Consider the following 18060-nt stretch of genomic DNA (forward strand, 5'->3'; position numbering starts at 1 on the left):
ACGTCGGGCCGGTGCTCCACGGCCGCCCGGATGTGGGCGTAGTAGGTGTCGCGGTCCTCGCCCCGGATCGCGTAGGTCGGGATCCCGAACTCCAGCGTCAGGGCCGCGGCCACGTCGTCCTGGGTCGAAAGGGGGTTCGAGGCACACAGGACCAGGTCCGCGCCCCCCGCCTTCAGGGTCCGGGCCAGGTTCGCGGTTTCGGTGGTGATGTGCAGGCACGCGCTCATCCGCCGGCCCGCGAGCGGCTTTTCCTTCTCGAACCGCTCCCGGATCTTCGCGAGCACCGGCATCTGCCGGTCGGCCCACAGGATGCGCTTGACCCCCAACTCCTTCAGATTCGGATCCTTGATGTCGCCCTTCAACGAAAGCTCCTTTGTCTAGGCCAGAAAGCTAGAAAGCTGGGAAGCTGGGAAGCTAGGAGGCTGGGAAGCCAGGGGGCCGAGCGGCCCCGCTCGCCGGCTTCAGCGTCCCCCGATTCCGCCCCACCTCCCCACGATTCACGATTCACGATTCACGATTTACGATTCACGCCCCAACGCCCCTCAGAGCCCTGCTGCCCGGCGCAGCTCCTCGGCCTTGTCGGTGCGCTCCCAGGTGAACTCCGGCTCGTTGCGGCCGAAGTGGCCGTAGGCCGCGGTCTTCTTGTAGATGGGTCGCAGGAGGTCCAGGTGCTCGATGATCTGCTTGGGCTTCAGCGGGAACACCTCGCGCACCAGCCGCGCGATCCGGTCGGGCTCCACCTTCCAGGTGCCGAAGGTGTCCACCATGATCGACACCGGCTCGGCCACGCCGATGGCGTACGAGATCTGGATCTCGCACTTGTCCGCAAGCCCCGCGGCCACCACGTTCTTCGCGATGTAGCGCGCCATGTACGAGGCCGACCGGTCCACCTTTGTCGGGTCCTTGCCCGAGAACGCCCCGCCCCCGTGGCTCCCCTGGCCCCCGTAGGTGTCGACGATGATCTTCCGGCCGGTGAGCCCGCAGTCGCCCATCGGCCCGCCGATCACGAACCGGCCCGTGGGGTTGATGTAGTACCGGGTGTTCTGGGTGAGCAGGTGCTCCGGGATCACCGGCTTCACCACCTCCTCCAGCACGGCCTCGCGCACCTGGGCCTGGGTCACCTCGGGCGAGTGCTGCGTGCTCACCACGATCGCGTCCACGCTCACGGGCTTGGAGTCCACGTACCGGATCGTCACCTGGCTCTTGCCGTCCGGCCGCAGGAAATCCACGATGCCCTTCTTCCGCACCTCCGCGAGCCGCCGGGTCAGCCGGTGGGCGAACACGATGGGCATGGGCATCAGTTCCTCGGTCTCGTTCGTGGCGTACCCGAACATGAGCCCCTGGTCGCCGGCGCCCTGCTCGTGGTCCTCGCTCTCGTCCACGCCCATGGCGATGTCGGGGCTTTGCTTGTCGATCGAGGTCAACACCGCGCAGGTTTCCCAGTCGAACCCCAGGGACGGGTCGGTGTACCCGATCTCCTTGATCGTCTGGCGCACGATATCCGGCATGTGGGCGTAGGCCTCGGTGGTGATCTCGCCGGCGATGATCGCCATGCCCGTGGTCACCAGGGTCTCGCAGGCCACCCGGCTCCGAGGGTCCTGGGCGATCAGGGCGTCCAGCACCGCGTCGGAGATCTGGTCGGCCACCTTGTCGGGGTGGCCCTCGGTCACGCTCTCGGAGGTGAACAGAAAATCGGTCATGCCCATGGCTGTGCTCCTTTCGGTTGGATCGGTCTTCGGTCCGCGGTCGGCAGTCCCCGGTCCGGGAAAGCCAACAACGCCGGACCGTGTCAAGGATCTCGCCGTCGGGCTGCCCCGCAGCCCGTCCGAGTTGTGGTCCGCCTTCTGTCCCCTGTCCTCTGACTCCGGACCCCTACGCCTCGCCGCCCCACTCCAGGGGGTCCACCAGCCAGGGGTAGTGGGCCCGCATGTAGTCCTCCACGAACGCGTGCACCTCGGTGGCCGTGCGGAGCTCCAGCGCCCGGGCCGCGAGGTCCCGGGCCTCCGCCAGGGTGGTGTGGTGGATGATCCGCTTGACCCTTGGGATCGAAAGGGCGTGCATGGAAAGCTCCGTCACCCCGAGCCCCAGAAGCACCAGGGTGTAAAGCTCCTCCCCCGCCATCTCGCCGCACACCGCCACCGGGATCTTCTCCCGGGCCCCGGCCTCGCAGGTGGCCCGGATCATCCGGAGCACGGCCGGGTGGAGCGGCTCATAAAGGTACGCCACGTGCTCGTTCACCCGGTCGATGGCCAGGGCGTACTGGATCAGGTCGTTCGTGCCGATGGAAAAGAAATCCACATGGGGGGCCAGAAGGTCCGCCGTCACCGCGGCCGACGGCACCTCGATCATGGCGCCCACCGGGACGTTGCGGTCGTACGTCTGGCCGCGCCCGTCGAGCTCCTTCTTGGCCTCCTCGAGAACCTTCAGGGCCTCCCCCAGTTCCCCCACCCCCGAGATCATGGGGAACATGATCCGCACCGAGCCATGGGCGCTCGCCCGAAGGATCGCCCGGAGCTGGGTCCGGAACAACTCCTTCTCCTTGAGGCACAGCCGGATCGACCGGAGCCCCAGGGCCGGGTTGCCCTCGTCCTCGATCGGGACGGCCTGGACCATCTTGTCCCCCCCGATGTCCAGGGTGCGGATGGTCACCGAAAAGGGCTTCACGGCCTCCACGACCCTGCGGTAGGTCTCGTACTGCTCCTCCTCCGAGGGGGGCTCCTCCCGGTTCATGTACAGGAACTCGGTGCGGTAGAGGCCGATGCCCTCGGCCCCGTACCGCCGCAGGGACCGGATCTCATCGAGGAGCTCGATGTTCGCCCCCACCCGCACCTTGTGGCCGTCGCGGGTGACCGCCGGCAACACCGCCAAGGACTCGAGCTCGTGGCGAAACGCCTCGTACCGGGCCTTCTTGCGGCGAAACCCCTCGAGCTCCTCGGCGGTGGGGTTCAGCACCACCTCGCCGGCCAGGCCGTCCACCACGATGGTGTCGCCTCCGTTGGCCACGTCGGTGATCGTTTCCAGGCCCACCACGGCCGGGATGCCGAGGCTGCGGGCCAGGATCGCGGTATGGGAGGTGCGGCCGCCCAGGTCGGTCACAAACCCCTTGATCCTCGAGACGTCCATCTGGGCCGTATCCATGGGCGAGAGGTCGTGGGCCACCACCACCACGTCGCCGCGGATGTCTGCGATGCTCTCGTGCCGCCGGCCGGTGAGGTTGCGAAGGATCCGGTCCCCCAGGTGCTCCAGGTCGGTCTTCCGGTCGCGGAAATACTCGTCGTCCATGGCGTCGAACGACGCCTTGACCTGCTCGAGCACCTGCCACAGGGCCCAGTCGGCGCTCTCCAGGTGCTCCCGGATCCGGCGCTCGGTTTCCCCCGCGATCATCCGGTCCTGGAGCATCAGGAGGTGCACGTCCACGAGGTACGAATGTTCCCCGAGGGTGCCCTCCTTGTAGTGGGCCTTGATCTCCTCGAGCTGACGGCGGGTCTCGTCGAGCGCGCGGCGGAACCGCTCGACCTCGGCCTCGACCTCCGAGGGCTCGATGATCTTCTCGGGCGGGTGGACCTTGCGCCGGTCCACCAGGTACGCCTTCCCGATCACGATCCCGGGGCTCACGGGGATCCCCCGCAGGCTCGCCCTCTGCCGGAGAACCTTCACGCCGTCTCCTTCTCTTCCCAGAACCCGTTGCGGATGAGTTCGCCCAGTTCCTCCACGGCCTGCACGGCGTCGTCGCCCTGGGCCCGGACCGTGATCCGGCTCCCCTTGGCGGCCGCGAGCATCAGAAGCCCCATGATGCTCTTGCCGTTGACGACCGTGCCGTCCTTTTCCACCTCGATGTGGGACCGGAACTTCTGGGCCGTCTGCACCAGGGCGGCCGCGGCCCGGGCGTGGAGCCCCAGGGTGTTCACGATCTCGAACGTGCGTTCCACCATGTCGGCTGCGCTCACCACCACACCCCCAGGATCACACACGCGCTTCCCCACGCCGCCACGAGCCACTCCACCCGAAGCCCCCACCGAACCGCCTGGGACGCGACCACCGCAACCGCCGCCCCGACCGCCCCCCAGATCCAGCCCTCGACGCCCGAGGCTCCGCCCAGTCCCCGCCCCAGGGCCAAAACCAACCCGCCGCCGACACACGCCGCGGCGACGTCCTTGAGCACCAGGGCCCCCCGAAGGAACCCGGCCCGGGCGAGATCCTGGGCCACGGCCGGCCCCCTGCGGTAGCCCCGCAGGAGCCACACGGCCCGAAACGCAAGGCCGAGCGCCCCGAACACCGCGACGAAGACCCACGGCCCCCACCCGAACCCGGCCCAGGCGAGCGCAACCGCCCCTGCCAGGAGCGCGGGCTTCAGGCCCGCCCAGAAAAAGCTGTCCCCCAGGGCGCCGCAGGGGCCCATCACGGCGTTCTTGAACCGCCGGATGTCGTCGGCCGGCGCCCCCTCCTCCTCCATCCGCACCACCGCGCCCACCACGGCCGCGGCCAGGAACGGATGGGTGTTGAAGAACTCGAGGTGCCGGGCCAGGGCCTCCCGGTACGCCTCGCCCTGCCCGTGGATCCGGCGGAGCGCCGGCTCCACGGCCCAGGCGAACCCCACCGACTGGAACGAGCCGAAGCTCCACGCGGCCTGAAGCGCCAGGGTACGAAGCCCGCACCGAAGGAGATCCGTCGGCCTCACCGCGGCCATAGCCCGGCCCTCTGTCCCCCGGCCGCCACCGAGGCCCCCGCGGAAAACCACGCGATTCCCCTGCCGGCCGGCAGCCGCCCAAGGCAGGCGGCCGCCCCGAGCACCGGGAGCGTAACGCCCAGAAGCTCGAGACCCCGGTACGCGGGGGCGGGCACCCGGTCGCCCCCCCACGCGGCCAGGCCGGCAAGCCCCGCCGCGGCCAGCATCCCCACCGCACCGAATCGCAGGGCGCCAAGCGCCACGAGCCGCCCCAGATGCACCGGCCGGCCGGAGGCCAGACGCGCCCGGGCCCGCTCGGCCAAGCCGTTGTTCCAGCGGCGCACGGCCTCGTCGACCCGCCCGGCCAGGTGGCCGGCCAAGAGCCCCAGGAGCACGCCGTACCCGCCTGCCGCCCAGGGCCCCGCCTCCTCCGGGAACGCGCACGCGCCCGCGGCCGCCGCGATCCCGGCGGCCGCCTCGTCCGGGGGCACGGCCGCACCCACCGGAAGATCGTAAAGCCAGAACAGCTCCAGGAGCGCGCCCGCCAGCAGGCCCGCCTCGGGCCGGCCGAGGATCCACCCCACGGCCGCCCCCACGACCAGGGGCCGGCCCACGCCCGCCTGCACCAGCGCCGTGCGGTCGAGCGCCGCCACCGCGGCGAGCGCCCCGATCCACAGCCACTCCGGGGTCATCCGGACCGCCCCCCGTTTCCGAGCACCGTCTCCGGCGGAGGCGCCGCATCCGAGGGCACGGCGCGCACGTCGAGCTCGACCCCTTGGGCCGCGAGGCTACGAAGTTCCTCCACGTCCTCTTCGGTCAGGTACACGGTCCGGCTCACGGGCTGTCCACCTTCCCGGGGATGGACGTTCCCCAGGTTCAACCGGTCGAACCGCAGGCCCGCCCGGAACGCGGCCCAGGCCGCAGCCACGTCGGGAAAGAGCACCAGGACCCGTCGGGCCGGATCCCGGCTCACGATCCTTTGCGCCTCTTCGGGGCCCACCACCTCCACCCGGAGTCGCGGCGTGCTGAGGGCCTCGAACAGGCTGCGGCGGAAGGGGTCACGGCTTTCGGCCTCCCCCACCACCACGATCAGGTCAGCCCGCACGTGGGGCACCCAGGTTTCCAGGACCTGGCCGTGCACCAGTCGGTTGTCCACCCGCGCGAGCACCACGCTCATCGCGCCCCCTCGGCGGGCTTGCGCTCCCAGAGTTCGCTGGCGAGCACGAAACTGCGAGCGCCGTACTGCCGAAGCATCTCCGCCAGGGTCGCCACCCCGGTGCCCTGGCGGGCCGTGTGGGCCTTCAGGAGCACCGGCAGGTTGACCCCGGCCAGCACCTCCACCCGGCCCGGTTCCATGAACGGGAGGCTCAGGTTCATGGGGGTTCCGCCGAACATATCGGTCAAGACGAGCACCCCCTCGCCCTGGTCCGCCTTCCGGATCGTCTTTTCCAACCGGCGCCGGGCCTCCTCGACAGGATCCCGATAGCTCAAGGCCACGGCCCACACCCCTGGCATGGGCCCGGCGATCCCCTCAGCCGCCCGAACGAGGGCCTCGGCCAAATCCTGGTGCGCCACGACCACGATCCCGATCACGGCTGTTCCTCGTCCCGCGCCGCCCTTCGCCCCTTTCTCATCGCTCCACATCCCGGTGGAAGATCCGAGCCTCCCGGCCCTGCGCCGCCAGGCGCCGGGCCATCTCCTCGACCAGGGTGACCGACCGGTGTTTTCCGCCGGTACATCCCACCGCCACCGTCAGGGAGGTCTTTCCCTCCTGCTCGTAGAGCGGGATCAGGTACTCCACGAGGTCCAAGAATCGGGCCAAAAACTCTTGGGCCGGTTCGGTTTCGAGCACATAGGCCTGCACCTCGGCCTCCCGCCCCGTTCGGCCCTTGAGTTCGGGCACGAAGTAGGGGTTCGGCAGGAACCGCACGTCCACCAGGAGGTCGGCCTCGTGGGGGATGCCGTACCGGTACCCAAAGCTCACCAGGTTGACCCGCAGTGTCCGGTCCTCGGCGCCCGTCTGGAAGTAACTCCAGATCGCCTTCTTGAGGTCGTGCACCGTCATCCAGGAGGTGTCGATCACCCGGTCCGCCGCCCCCTTGATCTCCTCAAACAAGGCCCGCTCCCGGCGGATGCCGTCGAGGATCGCCCCCTCCCCGGCCAGCGGGTGCCGGCGCCGGGTCTCGCTGAACCGCCGCACGAGGGCGTCGTCGGTGGCCTCGAGGTAGAGCACCTCGGTGCGGATGCCGAGTCGCTCGGCTTCCTGGAACGCCTGGCGGTAGTCCTCGAGGAAGTGGGGCTCCCGGAGATCCATCCCCACGGCCACCTTCTGGATCTCGCCCCCGGCGAGCACGCTCAACTCGAGGAACCGCACCAGGAGCCGGGCCGGCAGGTTGTCGACGCAGAAAAACCCCAGGTCCTCGAGGGCCCGAAGCGCCGAGGACTTCCCCGACCCCGAAAGGCCGGTCACCACCACGAGCCGCACCCGCTTCACGGCTCCCCCCGCAGCGCCGAGCCCAGCCGCTCGGCCAAGCGGATGGCCGAGTTGTGGCCGATCTGCTTCAAGAGGTGGTTCCGGGCCGCCACCTCCACCACCGAGGCGATGCTCCGGCCCGGGGCCACCGGGATCCGAAGGTACGGCACGTCCACCCCGAGCACGGGCTGGGTGCGCTCGTCGAGCCCGAGCCGCTCGTAGGCCTCCCCTTCCCTCCAGGGGACGAGCTCGATCACGAGTTCCACCTCCTTTTGGTCGCGCACCGAGGTGATGCCGAAGAGCTCCCGGATGTCGAGGATGCCGATCCCCCGGATCTCCACGTGGTAACGCGCGAGTTCGAGCCCCGTGCCCACCAGCCGAAACGGCGGATACCGCCGGATCTCCACCACGTCGTCGGCCACCAGCCGGTGGCCCCGGCGCACGAGGTCGAGGGCGCACTCGCTCTTGCCGATGCCGCTCTCGCCCGTGAGCAGGATTCCCACCTCCATCACGTCCACGAGAACGCCGTGGATCCGCACCCGGGGTGCCAACCGGTCGGCCAGAAAGCGGTCCACCCGATCAATGAACACGGAACTGCGCAGGGTGGTGCGAAGGAGGGGAACCCGGGCGCGGTCGGCCTGGGCCCGGATGTAGTCCGGGGGCTCGAGGGCCTTGGTGACCACGAAGCACGCCGCCCCCGCCTCGAACACCCGGGCCACGTTGGCCTCGGCCACGGCCCGGTCGAGGGTCGCGAGGTAGGCCAGTTCCGTCTCCCCCAGGATCTGCACCCGGTGCGGCCGGATCTGGGGCACGTACCCGGCCAGGGCGAGCCCGGGTTTTTGGATCCGGGGCACGCGGATCTCCCGGTCGAGCCCCTCCGCACCAGCCACCAACTCCAAATCGAGGCGATAGCCGGCCGCCTCCGAAAGGAGGTCGGCCACCGTGAGGCGGGGCTGGAACCCCTCAGTACTTTTCATCCTCACGGGAGATGATCTCGTAGAGGGCTTCGGCGGACTCGGCCTGGAGGAGCTCTTCCCGGAACGCCCGGTCCTTGAGGAGCCGCGAGATCCGGGCCAGAGCCTTGAGGTGGGTGCTCGCGGAGTCTTCGGGGGCCATGAGCAGGAAGAACAGGTGGACGGGCGCGCCGTCCATGGCGTCGAACTCGACGCCCTCGGGGCTCCGGCCGAACACCGCCACGAGCTCCTTGAGGTCCGAAAGCTTCCCGTGGGGAATTGCAATCCCCTCCCCGATGCCGGTGCTCCCCAGGCGCTCCCGGTCCAGGAGGATCTGGACCGCCTGGCGGGCGTCGCGCACCTTCTGGTCGGCCACGAGCACGTCCACCAACTCGGCCAGCACCCCTTCCTTGTCCCGGGACTTCAGGTGGGGCACGATTCGCTCCCTGGACAGAAATTCGAGCAGTTTCATCCGTACCGCCTCCCGAGGGTTCCCGAGCGCCCGCCTCTGGCCCGGATCAGGCCGGCTCGATCAGGCCGTAGTTTCCGTCTTCTCGCCGGTAGAGCACCTTCACCTGGCCGTCCTCGTCGGTGAACACGAGGAACTGCCGGTCAGTCAGGTCCATCTCCATGACCGCGTCCTCCACGCTCATGGGCTGGCTCGTGTAGTGCTCGGTCTGGATCACCCGCGGGGTCGGCGGCGCGCCCTCGGCCTCCTCCCCCTCGGCCTCGCCCGGCTCGAACGCGAGCACCCGCTCCTGGAGCGCCCGGGCCTCCTTGGCCCGCAGCGGCTTGTGGCGCTTGAGCTTCTCCTTGTAGCGCTTGAGCTGGCGCTCCAGCTTGTCGACCACGTTGTCGATGGCGCTGTAGAAATCGGAGCTCTCCTCCCGGGCGTGGATCCGGGTGCCGTTGGCGTGCAGGGTGACCTCGGCCAGGTGCCGGATCTTCTCGGCCGTCAGGACCACGTGACCGTCCACGATCCCGTCGAAGTACTTATGGAGCCGCTGCACCTTCTCCGCGGCGTACTGCTTGAGGGCGTCGGAGGGCTCTGCGTGACGAAAGGTGATATTGAGGTTCATCGGTTCCTCCTGAGGGGCTTTCGAAAAGAGGAGCGCGGGAGCCTACCAAACCCCCCTTGGGGTGTCAATTTCGCGAGGTCCGCCGGGCGGTTCCGGGCCGCCGAGAGCAGTCAGAAGTACCGCCGCCGGGACGACGACGGGAGGATCCCCATGCTCTCCCGGTACTTGCTCACGGTGCGGCGGGCGATCTTGAGACCCCATCGCTGGGCAAGCTGCCGGGCGATCTCGAGGTCGCTCAGGGGGTTCTGGGGATCCTCCTCGCTGATGAGCTCCCGGATCCGGGCCTTGACGCTCCGGCTCGCCAGATCCTCCCCGTCGGCGCTCTGGATGCCGCTCGAGAAGAAGAACTTCAGTTCGAACGTCCCCTGGGGGGTGTGCATGTACTTGTTGGTGGTGATCCGGCTCACCGTGGACTCGTGCATGCCGATGTCGTCGGCCACGTCCCGGAGGATGAGCGGCCGGAGGTAGTTCACCCCCTTGTCCAGGAACTCCCGCTGGAACTTCACGATGGAGCAGGCCACCTTGTAGAGCGTCTGCTGGCGCTGGTGGATGCTCTTGATGAGCCACACCGCGGCCTGCATCCGCTCCTGCACGTAACCCCGGGCCTCCTGGCTCTCGGGCCGGTCGTCCTTGAGGAGCCGCTGGTAGTACCGGGAAATCCGGAGCCGGGGCACCCCCTCGTCGTTGAGGCGCACCACGTAGTCGTCGCCCTCCTTCACCACGAACACGTCGGGCACCACGTAGTCCGCCCCGGTGGAGGCGAAGTTCCGGCCCGGCCGGGGCTCCAGCTGGGCGATCTGGCGGGCCGCCTCCACCACCTCGTCGAACTCCACCCCGAGGCGGGCCGCGAGCTTCTTGTAGTTCTTGGTCTCGAGCTCCTTCATCCCCTCGAGGATGACCCGCTCCACCAGCGGATCGAGGCCGTGTTCCCGGGCCTGGCGAAGCAGGCACTCCTCGAGGCTCCGGGAGGCCACGCCCAGGGGCTCGAACTCCTGCACCGCCGCGAGCACCCGCTCCACGTGGTCCACCGCGGCTCCCGCGGCCTCGGCGATCTCCTCGACGGTGGCCCGCAGGTAGCCGTCCTCGTCCACGTTGCCGATGATGAACTCGGCCACGGCGCGGTCGTCGCCCTCGATCGGGCTCAGACGCAGCTGCCACATCAAATGGTCCTGGAGGGTTTGCTCCCGGCTCAGGTAGTTCTCGTAGGAGGGGACGTCCTCGGGGACGTCGATGGGGGCGTCGGGGGTGGGGTTGATGTCGTAGTGGGCGATGAACTGTTCCCAGTCGATCTCCGGCTCCCGGGCCTCGCCGTCCTTTCCGTCGGCCTCCGCGGCCTCGGCTTGGGGTTGGGTCGGGGTCTCGCCCTCGGGCTCGGCGGTTTCCTCGGAGGCGCCGTCGTCCCGCACCTCCTCGAGAAGGGGGTTTTCCTCGAGCTCCTCCCGCACCCGCTCCAGGAGCTCCAGGCGAGAGAGCTGCAGGAGCTTGATCGCCTGCTGGAGCTGGGGGGTCATCACCAGCTCCTGGGTCAGGCGCAGCTGCTGGTTCAGGTTCTGCCGGATCTCAAGTGCCATGGCACCTTTTCGCTAACGTGTTCCGCCGCGCCCCGGCTTAGGCAGAACGCAGCGCCGCATCCTGCGGAGGAACTCCCTCCCCCCTCGGGCCCCGCCGCGGCGCGCCGGGGCACATATCGGGAGACGGTGGACAGACGTCAGAGGACAGGAGTTCCGTGACGCCTGGCCTCTGGCTTCTGGCCCCTGGTCCGGAAGCCGCTCCCACCGGGCAGGACAGCCTCCGGAGCTCGAATCGCGGCCGCCTAGCCGCCTAGCCTCCCAGCTTTCCAGCCTTCTAGCTTTCTAGCCTCCTAGCCGTCGAGCCGTCGAGCCGAAAATCCTCCCCCAGATAAACGGATCGGGCCCGGGGGTGCCGGGCCACCTCGTCGGGCGTCCCGTGCACCAGAAGCTCGCCGCGGCTCACCACGTAGGCCCGGTCGCACACGCCCAGGGTTTCGCGAACGTTGTGGTCTGTGAGTATGACACCGATCCCCAGGCCCTTCAACTGCAATATCCGGTCCCGGATCTCGGCGATGGCGATGGGATCGATGCCGGCGAAGGGTTCGTCCAGGAGCATGAAGGCCGGGTTCGTGGCAAGCGCCCGTGCGATCTCGACCCGTCGGCGCTCCCCTCCGGACAGGAGATGGGCCTTGCGGTCCTCGAGATGCCGGATGGAAAGGGCCTCCAGCACGGCCTCGGTGCGCTCCGCGGCCTCCGGCCGGGGCACGCCCCGGGCCTCGAGCACCCCGTAGACGTTCTCCCGCACCGTGAGGCCCCGGAACACGCTGGCCTCCTGGGGCAGGTACCCGACCCCGAGCCGCGCCCGGCGGTACATGGGCAGGCCCGTGATCTCCCGGTCGTCGAGCCACACCGAGCCCTCGTCGGGCCGCACGAGCCCCACGATCATGTAAAACGTGGTGGTCTTCCCCGCGCCGTTGGGCCCGAGAAGCCCCACCACCTCCCCCCGGCCCACCGCGAGGTCGATCCGCCGCACCACCTCGTGGCCCCGGTAGCGCTTCACAAGGCCCCGGGCCTCGAGCCGCGCGGGCCCGGTCATCGGCCCTCCCCGGCGCCCTTGCCCTGGGGGTAGATCACGGCCCGGGCGCCCTCGACCACGGAGCGGTCCTCGGCCAGAAACAGGGTGATCCGCTCCCCCGCCACCACGTCCTTCCCCCGCCAGACCTTGGGGTCCCCCTGGAGCACCACCGTGCCCCGGCCGGCGTCGTAGAGGGCCTCCCGGCCCGTGGCGAGCACCTCCCCCCGGCGGATCCGCACCTCACCCGAGGCCCGGGCCTCCCGGAGTTCCCGGGTATCGGGGTCGAGCACCACCTCGAGCCGCTCGGCCTCCAGGACGAGATCGCCCTGGCGGGCCCTCACGTGGCCCGTGAACACCACCCGGCCCTCGCCCCCCAGCACCTCCAGGCTGTCGGCGTCCACCTGGAGGGGCTCCTTCCCCTGGGCCCACGCCCCCAACGGGACCTCCACTCCCAGGGCGCCCCCCGCGAGGCAGAGCGCGATGGCGAGCGCCGATACGAATCGTTTCACCTCGACCCACCTCCCACCACGGCCCGCACCGGGCCGCGCACCCGCGCCCGTCGCGCTTCGAGGTCCACCGTGGCGCCGGCCCCCTCGAGCCGAACGCCCGGCCCCCGGCCCTCCAGCCGGCCCGGAACCTCGATCCGGGCTTTGCTGCGGTCGTACCGGGCCGCCTCGGCCCGGAGTTCGTACCCCGCCCACCGGATCGCCACCCCCCCGGCGAGGGACACGGTCCGGCCCGCCGCGATCCGCGCCTCGGCCCCGGCCACCTCGGTGGGGTCCCGGCCGGGCTCCCGGATCTCCACCCGCACCTCCTCCATCCGGCCTGCCCGGTCCTCCTCGACCCCCTCCGCCCGGGCCGCCCGGAGCCGCCAGGTGCGGCCATCGGGCTCCTGGCCCTCGATCTCGATCCCCTCGGCCCGGGACACGGTGCGTTCCTGCCGGCTCGTCCCGGGCGCTTCCGGCTTCTCGGGCGCCCGGTCCCGGCCCACCAGGGCCCAGGCGGCCCCGAGCGTGGCCGCGATCCCCAGGGCCACCCACCCGCGTCTCACGGCACGAGGGGTTCGGGGTGGAAGTACTTGCGGGTCACCTCGTCCCAGGCGCCCCGGGCCCGCAGGATCGCCTCGCAGGCCTCCCGCACCGCCCCCCGTCCGCCGGGCCGCCCGGTGACCCAGTGGGCCCGCTCCCGCACGTACTCCGGGGCGTCGGCCACGGTGATCCCGAGGCCCACCTGGGTCATGACCGGCAGGTCCACCAGGTCGTCCCCCATGTAGGCCACCACCTCGGGCGCTACCCCCCGGCGGGCCAGGATCTCCCGGACCACCTCCAGCTTGTTTCGCACCCGCTGGTGCACCTCGGTGACCCCGAGTTCCCGGGCCCGGTGCTCCACCACCCGGCTTCGGCGGCCCGTGACAAACCCCACCGCCACCCCGGCCCGCTGGAGCAGCTTGAGCCCGTGGCCGTCGGTCACGTCGAAGGCCTTGGTCTCGACGCCCCGGTCGTCGATCACCACCCGACCGTCCGTGAGCACCCCGTCCACGTCGAGGAGCAAAAGCTCCACCCGGGCCATGCGTTCTTCGAGCGTCATCGAAGCCCCGCCTTGACGAGATCGTGGATGTGGACCACCCCCCGCACCCGGTCCGGGTCGTCCGGCTCGGTCACGAAGAGCGCCGTGATGGCGTGGCGCTCCATGGTCCGCAGCGCGTCGATGGCCAGGGTGCCGCTCGGCACCCGTTTCGGATCCGGGGTCATGACCTCCCGGGCCCGCTTCTCGAGGAAGCCGGGGATTCGCTCGAGCCCCCGCCGGAGGTCGCCGTCGGTCACCACCCCCAGGAGCCGGCCCTCGGGGTCGAAGACCCCGGTGAGCCCCAGCCGCTTCGAGGTCATCTCCACCAGAACCTCCGGCATCGGGGCTTCGGCCCCCACCCGGGGCACGGCGTCGCCGTCGTGCATGAGGTCGTCCACCTGGAGCACGAGCCGGCGGCCCAGGGCCCCGGCCGGGTGGAACCGGGCGAAATCCTCGGCCGTGAAGCCCTTCCGGACCATGAGGGCCGCGGCCAGGGCGTCGCCCAGGGCCAGGGTGGCCGTGGTGGACGCCATGGGCGCAAGGTTCAGGGGACAGGCCTCCTCCTCGACCGGCACGTGGAGCACCACGTCGGCCCGGCGGGCCAGGGTGGAGCGGGGGTTCCCCGTGATCGCCACGAGGCCGAGCTCGAGCCGCCGGATCACCGGCAGGATCTCCACGAGCTCCTCGGTCTCGCCGGAGTTCGAGGCGGCGATCACCACGTCGCCCCGGGCCAGGATGCCCAGGTCCCCGTGGACCCCCTCGGCCGGATGGAGGAAAAACGAGGGCGTGCCGGTGGAGGCGAAGGTGGCCGCGATCTTCCGGCACACGATCCCGCTCTTGCCCATGCCGGTCAGCACGACCTTGCCCCGGCACGACTCCAGAAGGTCCACGGCCCGGTCGAACTCGGGTCCCAGGGACGCGGCGAGCCGGGTCAGGGTGTCGGCCTCGATCCGGAGCACCCGGCGGGCCGTGTCGAGCGCGCTCATGCCCCGGCCCCCCGCCGCACCCGGTCGAGGGCCACCACCGTGCGAAGGAGCGGCTCGAGCTCGCCCAGGGCCACCGAGTTGGGGCCGTCGCACAGGGCCCGGTCCGGGTCGGGATGGACCTCCAGGAACAGGGCGTCCACCCCCACGGCGGCCGCGGCCCGGGCCAGCGCGGGCACGGCCGAGCGGTCGCCCCCGGACCGGCCGCACAGGGCCCCGGGCTGCTGCACGCTGTGGGTCGCGTCGAACACCACGGGCCACCCGAGCCGCTTCATGCGCTCGAGCCCCTGGAAGTCCACCACCAGGTACCGGTACCCGAACGAGGTGCCGCGCTCCGTGAGGAGCACCCCGGCCGCCCCGCCGGCCAGGGCCTTGCGGGCGGCCGCCTCCATGTCCTCGGGGGCGAGGAACTGGCCCTTCTTCACGTTCACGGGCTTACCCGTGGACCCGGCGGCGAGGAGGAGGTCGGTCTGGCGGCACAGGAACGCGGGGATCTGGAGACAGTCGAGCACCTCGCCGGCCGCCCGGGCCTGGTCGGCCGAATGGACGTCGCTCAGCACCGGAAGGCCCGTTTCGGCCCGCACCCGTTCCAGGACCCGCAGGCCCTCCTCAAGCCCCGGGCCCCGGAAAGAATCGAGGCTCGTGCGGTTTGCCTTGTCGTAGGAGCTCTTGAAGACCAGGGGGATCCCGAGGCGGCCGCACAGGTCCGACAGCCCCACGGCCACCCGCAGCACTAGGTCCTCCGACTCGATCACGCAGGGCCCGGCGATGAGCGCCAGGGGCGCCCCGCCCCCCACCGCCACCGGCCCGATCCGGACCGCGCCGCTCACGCCGCCTCCTTGCGGGCCCGCTTGTACGCCAGGGCCGCCCGCACGAACGCCCGGAATAAGGGGTGGGGGTCGGTGGGCCGGCTCTTGAACTCGGGGTGGAACTGGCACCCCACGAACCACGGATGGTCCGGCACCTCCACCATCTCCACCAGCCGGCCGTCGGGGGAAAGCCCCGAGAGCACCATGCCGTGCTCCTGGAGGGTGTCGCGGTAGGCGTTGTTGACCTCGTAGCGGTGGCGGTGGCGCTCGCTGATCTCCTTGGTCCCGTAGGCCGCGTGGGCCTTGGTGCCCTCCTGGAGCCGGCAGGGGTAGGCCCCGAGCCGCATGGTGCCCCCCTTCTCGACGACGCCCCGCTGGTCGGGCATGAGGTCGATCACCGGGTCGGAGCACGCCTCGTCGAACTCCGAGGAGCCGGCGCCCTTGAGACCGCACACGTTGCGGGCGTATTCGACCACGGCGAGCTGCATGCCGAGGCAGATCCCGAAAAACGGAATCCCCTGCTCCCGGGCATAGCGGATCGCCTCGATCTTCCCCTCGGTGCCCCGCTGGCCGAACCCGCCCGGCACCAGGATCCCGTCCACCTCCCCCAGCAGCTCCGGGATGCCCTCGGACTCGATCGTCTCCGAGTCCACGTACTCGATCTCCACCTTGCACTCGTTGCCGATCCCCCCGTGGACCAGGGCCTCGGCCAGGCTCTTGTAGCTCTCCTTGAGGTCCACGTATTTGCCCACCAGGGCGATCCGCACCCGGTCCTTGGGGAACCGCAGGGTTTCCACGATCCTCTGCCAGTGGTCGAGCTTGGGCCGGCCGGTCCAGATATTGAGGAGTTCCACCACCTTTTCGTCCAGGCCCTCCTCGTGGAAGTTCAGGGGCACCTCGTAGATGTTCTCCACGTCCTTGGCGGTGATGACCGCGTCCTTGTCCACGTTGCAAAACAGGGCGATCTTCCCCTTCAGTTCCGCGGGGAGCATCCGGTCGGTGCGGCAGATCAGGACGTCGGGCTGGATGCCGATGCGCCGGAGTTCGTTCACGCTGTGCTGGGTGGGCTTCGTTTTGAGCTCGCCGGCGGCGGCGATGTAGGGCACCAGGGTCAGGTGCACGTAGATCACGTTGCGGCTGCCCGCCTCGGCCCGGAACTGCCGGATGGCCTCGAGGAACGGCAGGCTCTCGATGTCGCCCACGGTGCCCCCCACCTCCACGATGGCGATGTCGGCGCCCTGGGCCGCCTCGCGGATCCGGCGCTTGATCTCGTCGGTGATGTGGGGGATCACCTGCACCGTGCCCCCGAGGTAGTCGCCCCGGCGCTCCTTCGAGATCACGGTGTCGTAGATCTGGCCCGTGGTGAAGTTGTTGCGCACGCTCAGCCGGGCCCGGGTGAACCGCTCGTAGTGGCCCAGGTCGAGGTCGGTCTCGGCGCCGTCGTCCGTGACGAACACCTCCCCGTGCTGGAAGGGGTTCATGGTGCCCGGGTCCACGTTGATGTAGGGGTCCATCTTGACCAGGGTGATCGAGAGCCCCCGGGCCTCCAGCAGGGCCCCCAGGCTCGCCGAGGCGATCCCCTTGCCCAGGCTCGAGAGAACCCCTCCGGTCACGAAGATGAATTTCGTGCGCATCCGTCGCTCCTTGGGAAAGTTCGGTCACCGGCCCACGGTCGCCGGTCGTTCGTCGTTCCGCCGCGGGGGACGGCCGTGCCGCCCGGCTTCGCGGACGGTAAGATAGTTACGACAAGCTGGTGGATCCGGGGGTTTTTGCGGAGCGCGACACCCGAGCAGCGAGGGCCGCCCGGCTTGGGGGGAGCGGCCGCGGCGCGTGCCCTCACGCGCCGCAGCGGACCGAGCCGAGGCGGCCCCTGCGAGGGTGTCAGCGGAGGCAAAGCCCCCGGATCCACCACCCCGGGAAACACCCGGATTTCCGCTCCACGAGACTAGCCGCCCTGCCGCCCCGCCGCCAGCAGTTTCTCCACCCGGGCCACGTCCTCGGGGCGGTCGACGCCCACCGAGTCGGACCGGGCCTCCACCACCCGGATCCGCCACCCCGCCTCCAGGGCCCGGAGCTGCTCCAGGCGCTCGGCCCGCTCAAGCCGCCCCTCGGGCAGCCCGGGGAAGGCCAAGAGCGCCTGCCGGGTGAAGGCGTACACCCCCAGGTGCTTCCACACCTCGACCGGGGGCTGGGCCGGGATCCGGGCCTCCCCGGCCGCCTCGGCCTCGTCGCGGAAGTACGGGATCGGCGACCGGGAGAAGTAGAGGGCGTTTCCCCCGGCGTCGCACACCACCTTCACCACGTCGGGCCGGCGCCACTCCGCCGTGTCCCGTAGGGGCCGAACAAGGGTGGCCATGGCCGGCCCCTCGGGGCCCTCCATCGCGGCCACCAGCGCCCCCAGGTCGGCCGGATCCACCAGGGGCTCGTCCCCCTGCACGTTCACCACCACGTCGGCCGCAAGGGCCCGGGCGGCCTCGGCGACCCGGTCGGTGCCCGACCGGCATCCGGCCGACGTCCGCACGGCCCGGGCCCCGGCCGCGACGGCGGCCTCGGCGATGCCCTCATGGTCGGTGGCCACCACCACCTCGGCGAACGCCGGGCACGCCCGGGCCCGCTCCACCACCCACGCGATCAGGGGCTTTCCATGAAGGGGGACGAGGGGCTTGCCGGGAAACCGGGAGGAGCCGTACCGGGCGGGGATCACAGCGACGGCGCGCACGGGGCCTCCTTGGGAAGGCTTGCAAGTCGGGTACCTTACCCGGCCGGTCGAGGGAGTGTCAATCGGGGCGCGCCTTGCCGGCGCCCGGCGGAACCGGATATACCGGTGCACGCTGGGGGCTGCCCGAAACACGGACGGGAGGAAGACCGCGGAGGACGCGGAGGGCACGGAAGAAACGGGCGAGCGGATCCGGTGGGACCGGTGTGGGAGCGACGCCCGTGCCAGG

The 18060-nt window shown here is 70.6% G+C and carries 21 protein-coding genes; all 21 read right to left on the bottom strand.

Annotated features, from left to right (window positions below):
• Window positions 1–362: adenosylhomocysteinase (locus ACY0I8_RS05455; protein WP_461393930.1), on the bottom strand; the 362-nt coding region annotated here is incomplete at its 3' end.
• Between the two features lie 180 nt (window positions 363–542).
• Window positions 543–1706, bottom strand: a complete 1164-nt coding sequence (metK, locus tag ACY0I8_RS05460; RefSeq protein WP_461393931.1) for a methionine adenosyltransferase — start codon at window positions 1704–1706, stop codon at window positions 543–545.
• Window positions 1707–1872: 166 nt separating this feature from the next.
• The gene (gene ptsP / locus ACY0I8_RS05465) at window positions 1873–3657 is read right to left on the bottom strand and encodes a phosphoenolpyruvate--protein phosphotransferase (RefSeq protein WP_461393932.1); all 1785 of its coding nucleotides are present in this window, start codon (window positions 3655–3657) and stop codon (window positions 1873–1875) included.
• The gene (locus ACY0I8_RS05470; RefSeq protein ID WP_461393959.1) at window positions 3654–3932 is read right to left on the bottom strand and encodes an HPr family phosphocarrier protein; all 279 of its coding nucleotides are present in this window, start codon (window positions 3930–3932) and stop codon (window positions 3654–3656) included. Before ACY0I8_RS05470 ends, ptsP begins: the two co-directional genes overlap by 4 nt.
• An 11-nt stretch (window positions 3933–3943) precedes the next feature.
• Window positions 3944–4687, bottom strand: a complete 744-nt coding sequence (locus ACY0I8_RS05475) for a PTS system mannose/fructose/sorbose family transporter subunit IID (protein ID WP_461393933.1) — start codon at window positions 4685–4687, stop codon at window positions 3944–3946.
• On the bottom strand, window positions 4675–5358 hold the full coding sequence (locus tag ACY0I8_RS05480; RefSeq protein ID WP_461393934.1) for a PTS sugar transporter subunit IIC: 684 nt from the start codon (window positions 5356–5358) through the stop codon (window positions 4675–4677). The genes ACY0I8_RS05475 and ACY0I8_RS05480 overlap by 13 nt, the downstream gene beginning before the upstream one ends.
• A complete protein-coding gene (locus tag ACY0I8_RS05485) occupies window positions 5355–5843 on the bottom strand; it encodes a PTS system mannose/fructose/N-acetylgalactosamine-transporter subunit IIB (RefSeq protein ID WP_461393935.1) in 489 nt (162 codons plus the stop codon). The genes ACY0I8_RS05480 and ACY0I8_RS05485 overlap by 4 nt, the downstream gene beginning before the upstream one ends.
• On the bottom strand, window positions 5840–6259 hold the full coding sequence (locus tag ACY0I8_RS05490; protein WP_459942542.1) for a PTS sugar transporter subunit IIA: 420 nt from the start codon (window positions 6257–6259) through the stop codon (window positions 5840–5842). Before ACY0I8_RS05490 ends, ACY0I8_RS05485 begins: the two co-directional genes overlap by 4 nt.
• A 37-nt stretch (window positions 6260–6296) precedes the next feature.
• Window positions 6297–7151 (bottom strand): RNase adapter RapZ, encoded by an 855-nt coding sequence (gene rapZ, locus ACY0I8_RS05495; protein WP_461393960.1) that lies wholly within the window; start codon window positions 7149–7151, stop codon window positions 6297–6299.
• Between the two features lie 5 nt (window positions 7152–7156).
• On the bottom strand, window positions 7157–8116 hold the full coding sequence (gene hprK / locus ACY0I8_RS05500; RefSeq protein ID WP_459942556.1) for an HPr kinase/phosphorylase: 960 nt from the start codon (window positions 8114–8116) through the stop codon (window positions 7157–7159).
• On the bottom strand, window positions 8103–8564 hold the full coding sequence (locus ACY0I8_RS05505) for a PTS sugar transporter subunit IIA (protein WP_459942541.1): 462 nt from the start codon (window positions 8562–8564) through the stop codon (window positions 8103–8105). Before ACY0I8_RS05505 ends, hprK begins: the two co-directional genes overlap by 14 nt.
• 46 nt (window positions 8565–8610) lie before the next feature.
• Entirely contained in the window at window positions 8611–9171 is a 561-nt protein-coding gene (gene hpf / locus ACY0I8_RS05510; RefSeq protein WP_461393936.1) for a ribosome hibernation-promoting factor, HPF/YfiA family, read from the bottom strand.
• 110 nt (window positions 9172–9281) lie between these two features.
• A complete protein-coding gene (gene rpoN / locus ACY0I8_RS05515; protein ID WP_461393937.1) occupies window positions 9282–10742 on the bottom strand; it encodes an RNA polymerase factor sigma-54 in 1461 nt (486 codons plus the stop codon).
• A gap of 274 nt (window positions 10743–11016) precedes the next feature.
• Window positions 11017–11778: an LPS export ABC transporter ATP-binding protein gene (gene lptB, locus ACY0I8_RS05520; RefSeq protein WP_461393938.1), complete on the bottom strand. Its 762-nt coding sequence runs from the start codon at window positions 11776–11778 to the stop codon at window positions 11017–11019.
• Entirely contained in the window at window positions 11775–12266 is a 492-nt protein-coding gene (locus tag ACY0I8_RS05525) for an LptA/OstA family protein (RefSeq protein WP_461393939.1), read from the bottom strand. The genes lptB and ACY0I8_RS05525 overlap by 4 nt, the downstream gene beginning before the upstream one ends.
• Window positions 12263–12808, bottom strand: coding sequence for an LPS export ABC transporter periplasmic protein LptC (gene lptC / locus ACY0I8_RS05530; RefSeq protein ID WP_461393940.1), 546 nt, complete (start codon window positions 12806–12808; stop codon window positions 12263–12265). Before lptC ends, ACY0I8_RS05525 begins: the two co-directional genes overlap by 4 nt.
• Window positions 12805–13344: a KdsC family phosphatase gene (locus ACY0I8_RS05535; RefSeq protein ID WP_461393941.1), complete on the bottom strand. Its 540-nt coding sequence runs from the start codon at window positions 13342–13344 to the stop codon at window positions 12805–12807. Before ACY0I8_RS05535 ends, lptC begins: the two co-directional genes overlap by 4 nt.
• Window positions 13341–14309 (bottom strand): KpsF/GutQ family sugar-phosphate isomerase, encoded by a 969-nt coding sequence (locus ACY0I8_RS05540; RefSeq protein ID WP_459942534.1) that lies wholly within the window; start codon window positions 14307–14309, stop codon window positions 13341–13343. The genes ACY0I8_RS05535 and ACY0I8_RS05540 overlap by 4 nt, the downstream gene beginning before the upstream one ends.
• The gene (gene kdsA / locus ACY0I8_RS05545) at window positions 14306–15136 is read right to left on the bottom strand and encodes a 3-deoxy-8-phosphooctulonate synthase (protein WP_461393942.1); all 831 of its coding nucleotides are present in this window, start codon (window positions 15134–15136) and stop codon (window positions 14306–14308) included. The genes ACY0I8_RS05540 and kdsA overlap by 4 nt, the downstream gene beginning before the upstream one ends.
• Window positions 15133–16749, bottom strand: a complete 1617-nt coding sequence (locus tag ACY0I8_RS05550; protein WP_461393943.1) for a CTP synthase — start codon at window positions 16747–16749, stop codon at window positions 15133–15135. Before ACY0I8_RS05550 ends, kdsA begins: the two co-directional genes overlap by 4 nt.
• A 311-nt stretch (window positions 16750–17060) precedes the next feature.
• On the bottom strand, window positions 17061–17834 hold the full coding sequence (gene kdsB / locus ACY0I8_RS05555; RefSeq protein ID WP_459941238.1) for a 3-deoxy-manno-octulosonate cytidylyltransferase: 774 nt from the start codon (window positions 17832–17834) through the stop codon (window positions 17061–17063).
• Window positions 17835–18060 lie beyond the last annotated feature (226 nt).

The organism is Deferrisoma sp., assembly GCF_054681715.1.